Origin of the sequence: Chitinophaga niastensis (assembly GCF_003014755.1) — a bacterium.
Classification (GTDB): Bacteria; Bacteroidota; Bacteroidia; order Chitinophagales; family Chitinophagaceae; genus Chitinophaga; species Chitinophaga niastensis.
On record NZ_PYAW01000002.1, the window covers coordinates 645,548 to 658,228 of the forward strand.

General features: G+C 44.1%; 10 protein-coding genes. 8 read left to right on the forward strand and 2 right to left on the reverse strand.

Features of this window, described 5'->3' with window-relative positions; translation table 11 throughout:
- Positions 1-1,614 carry a S41 family peptidase gene (locus tag CLV51_RS11240; RefSeq protein WP_106528126.1) on the reverse strand — a complete coding sequence of 538 codons (1,614 nt, stop codon included), beginning with the start codon at positions 1,612-1,614 and terminating at the stop codon, positions 1-3.
- Positions 1,615-1,829: 215 nt separating this feature from the next.
- On the opposite strand from CLV51_RS11240, the gene CLV51_RS11245 reads away from it, so the two are divergent.
- The 8 genes from CLV51_RS11245 to CLV51_RS11280 all read left to right on the forward strand — a co-directional run bounded on the left by CLV51_RS11245 (position 1,830) and on the right by CLV51_RS11280 (position 11,644).
- Positions 1,830-2,678, forward strand: coding sequence for an N-acetylglucosamine kinase (locus CLV51_RS11245; protein ID WP_106528127.1), 849 nt, complete (start codon positions 1,830-1,832; stop codon positions 2,676-2,678).
- Positions 2,679-2,697: 19 nt separating this feature from the next.
- On the forward strand, positions 2,698-3,516 hold the full coding sequence (murQ, locus tag CLV51_RS11250) for an N-acetylmuramic acid 6-phosphate etherase (RefSeq protein WP_106528128.1): 819 nt from the start codon (positions 2,698-2,700) through the stop codon (positions 3,514-3,516).
- 31 nt (positions 3,517-3,547) lie between these two features.
- Positions 3,548-4,111 carry a hypothetical protein gene (locus CLV51_RS11255; protein WP_106528129.1) on the forward strand — a complete coding sequence of 188 codons (564 nt, stop codon included), beginning with the start codon at positions 3,548-3,550 and terminating at the stop codon, positions 4,109-4,111.
- A 190-nt stretch (positions 4,112-4,301) separates the two neighbouring features.
- On the forward strand, positions 4,302-4,985 hold the full coding sequence (locus tag CLV51_RS11260) for a succinate dehydrogenase cytochrome b subunit (RefSeq protein ID WP_106528130.1): 684 nt from the start codon (positions 4,302-4,304) through the stop codon (positions 4,983-4,985).
- Between the two features lie 19 nt (positions 4,986-5,004).
- Positions 5,005-6,978: a fumarate reductase/succinate dehydrogenase flavoprotein subunit gene (locus CLV51_RS11265; protein ID WP_106528131.1), complete on the forward strand. Its 1,974-nt coding sequence runs from the start codon at positions 5,005-5,007 to the stop codon at positions 6,976-6,978.
- Positions 6,979-7,044: 66 nt separating this feature from the next.
- Positions 7,045-7,809, forward strand: coding sequence for a succinate dehydrogenase/fumarate reductase iron-sulfur subunit (locus CLV51_RS11270; RefSeq protein WP_106528132.1), 765 nt, complete (start codon positions 7,045-7,047; stop codon positions 7,807-7,809).
- 240 nt (positions 7,810-8,049) lie between these two features.
- On the forward strand, positions 8,050-9,435 hold the full coding sequence (locus tag CLV51_RS11275) for a Gfo/Idh/MocA family protein (protein ID WP_106528133.1): 1,386 nt from the start codon (positions 8,050-8,052) through the stop codon (positions 9,433-9,435).
- Positions 9,436-9,520: 85 nt separating this feature from the next.
- Positions 9,521-11,644, forward strand: a complete 2,124-nt coding sequence (locus tag CLV51_RS11280; protein ID WP_106528134.1) for a S9 family peptidase — start codon at positions 9,521-9,523, stop codon at positions 11,642-11,644.
- 217 nt (positions 11,645-11,861) lie between these two features.
- On the opposite strand, the gene murI is transcribed toward CLV51_RS11280, so the two are convergent.
- Positions 11,862-12,680, reverse strand: coding sequence for a glutamate racemase (gene murI, locus CLV51_RS11285; protein WP_106528135.1), 819 nt, complete (start codon positions 12,678-12,680; stop codon positions 11,862-11,864).
- Position 12,681 lies beyond the last annotated feature (1 nt).

Consider the following 12,681-nt stretch of genomic DNA (forward strand, 5'->3'; position numbering starts at 1 on the left):
CTATTTCAATGGTGCATCTTTTTCCACTACTTCCAGTGCCTTCTTTACCATCGGATCATCTGCATTGATCGTTTCATAGAAACCTTCCGTTCTCCATAACTGACGGGCCAGCATTGCTTTGAGGCGAACCCTGATCTCGGATTCGTCATGTGCATTCAGGCGGTCAAGACCAGGAACGCTGTCGGTTTTAGCGTAGGTTTTGAATTCGCTGATCAGCTCATTACCGGGTTGGAATTGTTTGGTAAAATCTGCTGCATTCTTATATTGTTTGAATGCATCTTTATGTGATGTATAATATTTATACGCAAAATTACCGAAGGCATTACGTGTATAGATAGCCGTTAGTGTTGGCGAAAAACGCGCCGTATCAAACGGAATGAAAATATCCGGTGTGATACCACCACCACCATATACGCGGCGGCCGGCAGCGGTTGTATAAGGTACCGTATCTGTTATTTTAATACTGTCTTTATTTACCATTTCACCATGGTGATAACGCTCTACGATATCTTCGTCATAGTCACCATGTCCTTTACCATAAGGTTTCTGGATACTTCTGCCGGAAGGAATGTAGTAGCGGGCTACTGTGAGACGCAGTGCACCACCATTATCCAGGTCGTATTGTTCCTGTACCAGGCCTTTACCAAAAGTACGGCGACCAATGATAGTACCACGATCCCAGTCCTGCACGGCACCGGCGAGAATTTCACTGGCGGAAGCAGAGCCTTCGTCTGTAAGAATAGCCAGCGCACCTTTCTCAAACATACCCGGACGTTTGGTTTTATAATCAGTCCGTGGGAAATCTTTTCCCTTGGTATATAATATCAGTTTCTGGTCATCAATCAATTCATCAGCAATGCGGGTAGCTGCATCCAGGTAGCCACCGGGGTTCTGACGCAGGTCAATAACCAGTTTCTGCATGCCTTGTCTCTCCAGTCCACGTATCGCTTTCATGAATTCATCGTAGGTGGTGGCAGAAAACTTGCTGATCTTGATATAGCCCACACCAGGAGCCGCCATATAGCTGGCGTCTACACTGTATAAAGGAATTACACCTCTTTTAATAGGGATCTGTACTTTTTTCTGTTGACGGAGAATGGTGGCATTTACCATAGATCCGGCAGGGCCGCGTAACAGTTTACGGATCTTCTCTGGTGTGATGCCATTACCTGCTACCAGGCTGTCATTCACTTTCAGGATCTTATCGCCGCTTTGTACGCCGGCTGTTTCAGACGGACCACCACTCAGGACGCTGATCACGTTTACCGTATCTGCAGTGATATTAAACTCTACACCAATACCTTCAAAGTTACCGTCCATATCTTCATTCACCTGTTGCAATTGTGCCGGTGGAATGTAGATGGAGTGCGGGTCGAGGTGGGCGAGCATCCCTTCTATCGCTTCCTGTTGTAATTCATCGGTATTCAGTGAATCTACATATTTAGCTTTGATAAGGTCCATCACTTCCTGTAACGGTCCCTTGGCGGGTTTCGTAAAAAATACAGTGGCGCCTCCATTGTTTGATCCTGGCATTTTATGCCCAAGGAACATTCCCAAGGCTAACACAACTGCAAAAAGAAGAGGCAAAAAAACATTCAGCTTCCTGTTAGACATAATTTGATTATTATCCCGCTAATTTATATGACCAATCTTTAACCATGTAATATAAGCCGCTGGCGGAAAGCGATTTGCCGCATACATGTATCATTGTCACTTAAACTTAAAGGTGGCTATTTGTTTATATGAAACCCTTTTGTTTAAATTGTGACAAAAATAGCATAAATCGGGTGCAAACTTTTAGGATTCTTTAATTTCATAAATTACAGGATATGAGCGGAAGAATAAAGCTGATAGCAGATAGTGGGTCTACAAAGACAGACTGGGGCTTGCTGGGAGCAGGTCAACCCACTATAGTGAGGACACAGGGCGTAAGTCCGTATTTTCAATCTGCGGAGCAAATTAAAGCTATCCTGGAAACAGAATTGTTACCGCAGCTGCCGGCAGATATCACCGTAGGTGAAGTTCATTTTTATGGCACAGGCTTGTCGCAGGAAAAAAATATAGCACTGGTATCAGCTGCTATAAAAGCAGTGTGGCCAGCTGCAACTGCGGAGGTTAATCATGATCTGATGGGTGCTGCACGTGCGCTTTGTGGCCATGAGCAAGGAATTGCCAGTATTTTGGGTACCGGTTCCAACTCCTGTTATTATGATGGGAAAGAGATCGTTAAAAATAATCCCGGCCTGGGTTATATCCTGGGAGATGAAGGTAGTGGCGCTTATCTTGGAAAAAAGGTATTGCAATACTATCTCTATAATACTTTTGATGAAGATTTAAAATTGCGCTTCGAGCATAAATACCATACTAATAAAGACGAGATCCTGGAGAATGTATACCGGAAACCACTGGCCAACCGCTATTTGTCAGGATTCGCAGAATTCCTGTCGGAGAACCGGCAGCATTTCCTGATCGAGAATATATTAGAAGATGGATTAAACGACTTTTTCTTTAGTCATATTTATAAATACCGTGAAAGCTGGACAACTGCCCTGCATTTCACTGGTGGCGTGGCCTGGCATTTCCAGGACATTATCAGGGAATTGTGCGACCTCTATGAATTGCCTATGGGCAAGGTGTTGCGCACGCCTATGGACGGCTTGCTGGAATATCATCGTTAATCATTTTCAACAAATAAATATGTCATTTATAAAAGTAACGGAACAGGCTTCTCACTATCGTCACCTGGAAAAGATGAGTGTGCAGGAGCTACTGACAGATATGAACAAAGAAGATCAGTCCGTTCCGTTGGCGGTGGAAAAAGCAATGCCGCAAATTGAAAAACTGGTGGCTGCCATTGCCGATAAAATGCTGGCCGGTGGCCGTTTATTCTACCTGGGAGCAGGTACCAGCGGGCGTTTAGGTATTGTGGATGCCTCTGAATGCCCACCTACTTTTGGGGTGCCACATGGATTAGTGATTGGTCTTATTGCCGGCGGTGATGCTGCTATCCGTAAGGCGGTGGAGTTTGCAGAAGATGACCGGGAGCAAGGCTGGAAAGACTTACAGGAATTTAATATTACCAATAAAGATGTGGTTGTAGGCATTGCTGCCAGCGGTACTACACCTTATGTGATAGGTGCACTGGATGAATGCCGCCGCAATGGTATCATTACCGGCAGCATCAGTTGTAATCCTGATACCCCCGTATCTGCTGCGGCAGACTTTCCCGTGGAAGTGGTGGTAGGACCGGAATTTATCACCGGCAGCACCCGCATGAAAAGCGGCACAGCACAAAAACTGGTACTGAATATGGTTTCTACTGCCGTGATGATCCAGCTGGGAAGGGTAGAAGATAATAAAATGGTAAACATGCAGCTGAGTAACGAAAAGCTGGTAGACCGCGGCGTAAAAATGCTGATGGAGAAATTATCACTCACCGATTATGAACTGGCACAACAGCTGTTATTAAAAGCCGGCAGCGTAAAAAAGGCAGTAGACGATTTTGCACAAAAATGATTTAACCCGAATTTTGCATTGAATACCAGATATGCATAACATAGAGCCCTTTTACAACTGGCGGCACTTATATACCGCTGAAGAAGATGAACTGTCGCCGTTTTACGGCAGGGAGTATAGCGAGTTTGAATATACCAACTCTGTATATAATTATTATATCCATCCGCAATGGGATGAATTTGGTTCCCGCAACCTGTACCTGAAAATACTGTTTACAGATTACCAGTTCAATTTTGCCATTATAGAATTATTGGGAGAATGGAATGATGCCATTGACAACGACATCATGACATTGAAGCGTAATATTATAGATACGCTGATCGCAGAAGGGATCACTAAATATATTCTTATTACAGAAAACGTGATGAACTTTCATTCTTCCGACGACTGCTATTATGAAGAGTGGTGGGATGATATTAAGGATGATGGCGGCTGGATAGTAAGTCTGAATATGCCGGTACAAACACGTCAGGAGTTCGAAAGAGCACGCTTAAATAATTATGTTCACCTGCTGGACGATGATAAATGGCGAACATATCAACCTTTACATTTGTATAACATGGTGGATAATATTATGTTGAAACGGTTGGAGTAGGGGCATCTGATCGTTGCAAAAGAGAAAAATTGAATGTGTGATTGTTTGATTTTCATGTTATGTTAATCGAGTAAAGAATGCCGTATAGCGGTAAAACATGAGAAATATCATTTGGTTTTTATTTTTCCTGCGTTAAATTTGCCCGACATTTCAATCATCTTTTTATACTAGGAAGCTTAGAATTTTACTTATGAAGTGGTCACAGTTCTTTAATACCTCTATCGGTAAGAAGTTATTGGTAGGTGCTACCGGCTTGTTTCTTTGCAGTTTTGTTATTGTGCACCTGGCGGGTAACTTCCAGCTGCTTTATAACGACCAAGGCAAAGCTTTTAACGCATATGCAGCGTTCATGGGTCATAACAGCCTGATTCAGTTTATTGCCTGGGGGCTCAAAATTGTGATTCTGCTCCACGCATTTATTGCTATCCAACTTACTTTCAGTAACAGGGCAGCCCGTCCGGTGAAATACGCCGTGAGTCCGGGTAATCAAACCTCCTCCTGGTTCAGCCGTCAAATGGCTATCATGGGAAGTATTCTCTTCATCTTCCTCATTATCCACCTGGCTAATTTCTGGGCAAAGTTCCACTACGGTGACATGCCTACCCAAACTTATGCTGGTTTCGAGGAACCATTAAAAGATCTTTATCGCGTATCTCAGGAAACTTTTAAACAAGGTTGGCTGGTTGCATTGTATGTAATTGGTATGATCGGTTTGTCTTTTCACCTGATCCATGGCTTTAAAAGCGCTTGCCAGACCTTTGGCTTAAATCATAAAAAATACAATGGGTTAATCAATTTTATTGGCGTATGGCTGTTTGGAATAGCTATCCCTATTGGTTTTGCCATTATTCCCGTTGTAATCTATTTCAAATAATTCTGTAAAGTAAGGATATATGTTGAACGCAAAAATTCCTGCCGGACCATTAAATTCTAAATGGGAAGACTATAAAGGACACTGTAAGCTGGTGAACCCTGCCAATAAGCGCAATCTGGAAGTGATTATAATTGGTACTGGTTTGGCTGGCGCTTCAGCAGCGGCTTCATTAGGTGAATTAGGATATAAAGTAAAAGCATTTTGCTTTCAGGATAGTCCGCGCCGTGCGCACAGTATTGCTGCCCAGGGTGGTATCAATGCGGCGAAAAATTATCAGAATGATGGTGACTCTGTTTTCCGTTTATTCTACGACACAGTAAAAGGTGGTGATTACCGCGCCCGCGAAGCTAACGTGCATCGCCTGGCAGAGGTAAGCGGCAATATTATAGACCAGTGCGTGGCACAGGGCGTTCCCTTTGCACGTGAATACGGTGGACTGTTAAGTAACCGCTCTTTTGGTGGTACACAGGTACAACGTACTTTTTATGCAGCAGGCCAAACTGGCCAGCAGCTGCTGCTCGGTGCATACTCTGCACTGGAGCGCCAGGTAGCACTGGGTAATGTGAAAATGTACAGCCGCCATGAAATGCTCGACATCGTGAAAATCGATGGTAAAGCACGCGGTATCATTGCACGTGACCTCGTTACCGGTGAACTGGAACGTCATTTTGGTCACGCTGTATTGATCTGCAGTGGTGGTTATGGTAACGTGTTCTATCTGTCTACCAATGCAATGGGTTCTAACGCAACAGCAGCATGGAAAGCAACCAAAAACGGTGCTTACTTCGCTAACCCTTGCTTCACACAGATTCACCCTACCTGTATCCCGGTTTCCGGCGATCACCAGTCAAAACTCACGCTCATGTCAGAGTCGCTGCGTAATGATGGTCGTATCTGGGTACCTAAAAAACAAAACGATACCCGTAAAGCAAGTGATATTCCGGAAGAAGAAAGAGATTATTACCTGGAAAGAAGATATCCTGCCTTCGGTAACCTCGTTCCGCGTGATGTGGCTTCGCGTGCAGCTAAGGAAAGATGCGACGCCGGTTTTGGTGTAGGTACTTCCAGACAAGCGGTATACCTCGACTTCGCAGCAGCTATTGAACGCTACGGAAGTATTGAAGTAGGTAAACGTCAGCTCACCAACGTTTCCAAAGAAGATATCATTAAACTGGGTAAAGAAGTAGTAGCCGAAAAATATGGTAACCTGTTTGACATGTACGCCAAAATCACCGGTGAAAATCCTTACGAATTACCAATGCGTATCTATCCGGCAGTACACTACACAATGGGTGGTCTGTGGGTAGATTACGAACTGAATACCACCGTTCCTGGTTTGTACTCACTGGGTGAAGCTAACTTCTCTGATCACGGCGCTAACCGTCTTGGTGCATCCGCACTGATGCAGGGCCTGGCAGATGGTTACTTCGTTCTTCCTTATACAATAGGTAATTACCTGGCAGATGAGATCCGCACCAAAGCTATTTCTACAGACCATCCTGCGTTTGTGGAAGCAGAGAAAAGTGTACAGGATATCATCAATAAGTTCATGACCACCAAAGGCACCAGGTCTGTTGATTACTTCCACAAGAAGCTCGGTAAGATCATGTGGGATAAGTGCGGTATGGCACGTAACGAAAAAGGTCTGAAAGAAGCAATTGAAGAAATCAAAGCACTGCGTGTTGAGTTCTGGAAAGAAGTACGGGTACCAGGTGAAGCAAAAGAATTTAATCCTGAACTGGAGAAAGCCGGCCGTGTGGCTGATTTCCTGGAACTGGGCGAATTAATGTGCATGGATGCCCTCAATCGTCGCGAATCATGCGGTGGCCACTTCCGGGAAGAATCTCAAACAGAAGATGGTGAAGCTAAACGTGATGATGATAACTTCAGCTATGTGGCAGCATGGGAGTACAAAGGCTATGGCCAGTACGAACTGCACAAGGAACCACTGGTGTTCGAAGAATGTAAACCTACACAACGTAGCTACAAATAATAATGGTTATTGGTTAATTGTTTAACGATTAGCCAGGATTATAAATCAAATAATTGTCCAAGGTATATGGAACATTATAACATGAACCTCACATTAAAAGTGTGGAGGCAGAAAAATAAAAACGATCAGGGTAGATTTGAAACTTTGCAGGCAAAAGATATTTCTTCTGAAATGTCATTCCTGGAAATGTTTGATGTGGTGAATGAGCAACTGATCAACGATGGAAAAGATCCGGTAGCATTTGACCATGATTGCCGCGAAGGCATCTGCGGTTCGTGTTCAATGCATATCAATGGCCGTGCACACGGTCCATGGGACGGAACAACTACCTGTCAGCTGCATATGCGCGCTTTCAATGATGGAGATACTATTACAGTAGAACCATGGAGAGCAGGTGCTTTCCCTGTAATTAAAGATCTGACAGTAGACAGAACCGCTTTTGACCGCATCATTGAAGCAGGTGGTTACATTTCCGTAAACACCGGTAATGCACAAGATGCTAACTGTTTACCGGTAGATAAGAATGATGCAGACCTGTCTTTTGCAGCAGCTTCCTGTATCGGTTGCGGCGCCTGCGTAGCAGCGTGTAAAAACTCTTCTGCTATGTTGTTCGTATCTGCTAAAGTTTCTCAGCTGGCACTGTTACCACAGGGGCATCCGGAAAAACAATCACGTGCGCTGAACATGGTAGCACAAATGGACAAAGAAGGTTTTGGTAGCTGTACCAACACCGGTGCCTGCGAAGCAGAATGTCCGAAAGAAATCTCCTTAACCAATATCGCCCGTCTCAACAGGGAGTTTATTGGTGCCGGTTTTTCTTCCGAAAAATAGTAAGTAGTTATATGACATATAAAAGTCCTCCTGGTGATAAACCAGGAGGACTTTTTCATATAAAATAAAATCAGAAAAATCAGCTGCATCAGTCTAATCGGGAGAAAGAAAATCTAAAAACGGGTGAAGCCCATCAACCATTAATATCAACCGCCTACCATTCGTAAATCCAGATTCGTAATTCGTAATTTTTTTTATTATCATGTGTTTTTTCCACGTAACCCGTTTAAAAAAAGATGTATGTCAGATCAATCACGTAGAAAATTCATTAAGCATATCGGCAGTACTGCAGCACTGCTGGGTATTGGCCAGCTGGCGGCCATGGCTAAAGAGCAGGAACATATTGAGTTGCTGCAGCCTGAAAAAAGAATCGCTGCAAATGATAAGATCCGCATTGCCTGCGTAGGCATGGGCATCATGGGCTTTGGTGACGTGCAAACAGCCATCAAAGTGCCGGGAGTAGAGTTTGTAGGTGCAGCCGATTTGTACGATGGCCACCTTACCCGTGTAAAAGAAGTATTTGGTGCACATGTATATACTACACGCGATTACCGTGAACTGTTGAAAAGAAAAGATATAGATGCCATCATTGTAGCTACGCCTGATCACTGGCATGACACTATTGCTATTGCAGCCATGGAAGCGGGTAAAGCCGTGTATTGTGAAAAACCAATGGTACAGCAGATAGAAGAAGGACATAAAGTAATTGCTGCGCAACAGCGTACCAAAGCGGTTTTCCAGGTAGGTAGCCAGCGCGTAAGCAGTATCGCATTAGCGGAGGCACGTAAACGTTATCAGGCAGGTGAAATTGGTCAGCTCAACGTGGTGGAAGCAAGAATGGATCGTCATAGTGCCCTGGGTGCCTGGCAGTATTCTATTCCGCCGGATGCATCTCCCGCTACTGTGGACTTTGATACTTTCCTGAAAGATACAGCCAAACTGCCTTTTGATCCGGTACGTTTTTTCCGTTGGCGCAATTACCAGGCTTATGGCACTGGTATTCCAGGCGATCTGTTTGTACATCTCATCTCCGGATTGCATTTCATAACCGGTTCCCTGGGACCTACCAGCATTTATGCCAGCGGTAACCTGGTACAATGGAAAGATGGCCGCGATGTGCCCGATACAGTGGTCGCCATTTTTGATTACCCGGCATCGAAAGAACATCCGGCTTTCCAGATGACACTCCGTGTAAACTTTGCAGACGGCAGTGGCGGTGGAGAATACACCCGCCTCATTGGCACCGAAGGGGTGCTGGAAATGGGCTGGAATGATTTTAAGGTAAAAAAACATAAACTCCCCGAAGCGCCCGGCTATGGCGGTTGGGATACCTATAATACTTTTCCGAAAGCACAACAGGAGCAGTTCGTAAAAAACTATGACGCTAAATATCCGGTAGGTAAAAGAACACCGATAGAAACTTCCAGCGCTTACGCGGCGCCCAAAGGGTATGACGACAGGCTGGATCATTTCACCAATTTCTTTGAATCCATGCGCACTGGTAAGCCGGTAGTAGAAGACGCAACTTTTGGTCTTCGTGCTGCAGGCCCTGCACTGGTCACCAACGAAAGTTATTTCAGCAAAAAACTGATCAACTGGGACCCGGTGAATATGAGGATCGTTTAATTACGCTACAATATAAAGCAGAGGCCAATCGTACACGGTTGGCCTCTTTTTAGTAAATTTAACTATACTATTAAAATACTAACCTATGTTAAAGAACTTCCAGGGTAATTGTTGGTTGCTTTTGGGAACAGTGTTATTGTCTTGTAATGAAAAGAAAAGTACTATGAACGATCAGACGGGCATTACGCCACCTATAGTAGAAAAGATAGCGAAAGAACTCACTATCCACGGAGATACACGCATCGATAATTATTACTGGATGAATAACCGCGAAGACCCCAAAGTGCTGGCATGGCTCAACGCGGAAAATGCTTATCTGGACACAATAATGTCACCGGAGAAAAAACAGCGTGAACACCTGTTCGATGAAATGAAATCACGCATTAAGGAAACCGATATGAGTGTTCCTTATCTCAAAAACGGATATTATTATTATATCCGCTATGAGAACGGTAAAGAATATCCTGTTTACTGCCGTAAAAAGGGCAGCCTGGAAGAAGCAGAACAGATTATCCTGAACGTAAATGAACTGGCTGCAGGCCATGCCTATTGCCATGTAGGAGGTATTAATGTGAGTCCTGATACCAAACTGCTGGCTTATGGCATAGATACAGTCAGCCGCAGAAGATATACTATTCACATCAAAAACCTGGAAACAGGCGAACTGTTAACAGATGTGATTCACGAAACGACTGCCGGCAGTACCTGGGCCAGTGATAATAAAACATTGTTCTACACAAGGAAAGATACCATTACATTACGGGCAGACCGCATCATGCGTCATGCGCTGGGTACTGCTGACGACAAGGAAGTATACCACGAAACAGATGAAACATTTAACGTAAACGTCAATAAAACAAAATCGGGTAAGTACATCGTCATCAGCAGTGAGAGCACTTTGTCATCTGAAAGCCGCATCATCGATGCTGCTAAACCCAACGACGCTTTCCGCATCTTCCAGCCGCGGGAAAAAAATATATTGTATGAAATTGATCACCGCGATGATAAATTTTATATCGTTACCAACTGGGATGCACTGAATTTTCGCATGATGGAATCTCCGCTGGATAAGACTTCCCGGCAGAACTGGAAAGAACTGATTCCTAACCGCAGTGATGTGTTGCTGGAACACCTGGAAGTGTTTAAAGATTACCTGGTGCTGGGCGAACGTAAAAACGGACTTACCCAAATCCGTGTTATCAATAGCAAAACGCAGGAAGATAAATACCTGCCATTTGCGGAACCAACATATACTGCTTCCGTTGGCAACAATCCTGAAATGGATAGCAAAGAGCTGCGGTACAACTATACTTCTATGATCACACCCAGTTCTGTGTATGATTATAACCTGGAAACAGGCAAAAGTGAGTTGAAACGGCAACAGGAAGTATTAGGTGGTTATGATCCTAAAGATTATACTACAGAAAGATTGTTTGCAACCGCCGCAGATGGTACTAAAATTCCTATTTCCATTGTGTATAAAAAAAGCTTTGAGAAAAATGGAAAGAGCCCGCTGTTGCTGTATGGATATGGTTCTTACGGTCATAGCATGGACGACTCTTTTAACTCCAATATGTTAAGCTTGCTGGATCGTGGCTTTGCATTTGCAATCGCGCATATCCGCGGTGGCCAGGAAATGGGAAGACAATGGTATGAAGATGGAAAGATGTTTAAAAAGAAAAACACCTTTACAGATTTTATCGCTTGCGGAGATTACCTGATTCATCAGCATTACACGGATACCGCACATCTTTATGCCATGGGAGGCAGTGCCGGCGGCCTGTTGATGGGTGCTATCATAAACATGCGGCCCGAATTATTTCATGGTGTAGTAGCACAGGTGCCTTTTGTAGATGTGGTTACCACCATGCTGGATGAAAGCATTCCGTTAACTACCGGTGAGTTTGATGAATGGGGAAATCCTAAGAACAAAGACGCTTACGATTACATGAAATCTTATTCCCCTTATGATAATGTAGCGCATAAAGCCTATCCTGCTTTACTGGTAACCACCGGTTTGCACGATTCACAGGTGCAATACTGGGAGCCTGCCAAATGGGTAGCTAAATTGCGCGATATGAAAACAGATCATGAGCTCTTACTTTTGCATACCGACATGTCTGCTGGTCATGGCGGGGCTTCCGGTAGGTTCAGTGCTTTGAAGGAGATCGCATTGGAATATGCGTTTCTATTGAAGTTGGAAAAGTAATTGGGGGGAAGGCCTTCGGCCTTTGTCTTTTCTTTAGCATGATTAGACTGATTAAGATGATTACCCTGATTTCATTTCTTTCTGATAATTATGCTTACCGTTTTTTATAGTACATGTAAGAAACGATAAAGACATTTTTCAGAAGAAGATAAAATCAGCATAATCATCTTAATCAGTCTAATCATGCTAAAGAAAAGACAAAGGCCGAAGGCCTTCCTTATATCATATTTATTTTTTTCGACACCACCGCTTTCCCGAAAAAAATCTCCGCCATCCGGTCAAAAATAGCCGGATCATCTGTCGTATAAAAACGTTGTTCTTTGTTTTTACTCAGCCTGGCTTCCATTTCAGGATGACGTTTGAGGTAGTCTTTCAAACTGTGTGCTACTATCTTTCCTTGTGATAGCACGGTGATACCGCCGGGTAAAAATTGTTTGATCTTTTTCATCAACAGGGGATAGTGTGTACATCCCAGTAACAGCGTATCAATGTTGGTCGATTGTGATAATATTTTACCGAGATATTCTTTTACAAAGTAGTCCGCACCGTCACTTTCATGTTCATTATTTTCTACCAGAGGCACCCACATCGGGCAGGCCAGCTGATAGGTTTTAACATGCGGAAAAAATTTGTGGATCTCTATTGGATAGGATTCGGAAGATATTGTGCCATTAGTAGCGAGGATCCCTACTTCCCCGGTTTGTGTAAGCGTGCCTACTATTTCAGATGTGGGACGTATCACACCAAGTACCCTGTTGTCGGGTGCAATGTGTGGAAGGTCTTTCTGTTGAATAGTGCGCAGCGCTTTGGCCGAAGCCGTATTACAGGCCACTATCACAAGCGGGCATCCCATGTTAAACAGCTGTTGCACACATTCCAGCGTATAGGCGTGAATGGTACCAAAGCCGCGATTGCCATAAGGTGCGCGGGCATTATCTCCCAGGTAGATATAATCGTATTGCGGCAGATCTGCCACTATTTCTTTCAGGACAGTTAATCCGCCATAGCCGGAATCAAATACACCAATGGGGCCCATA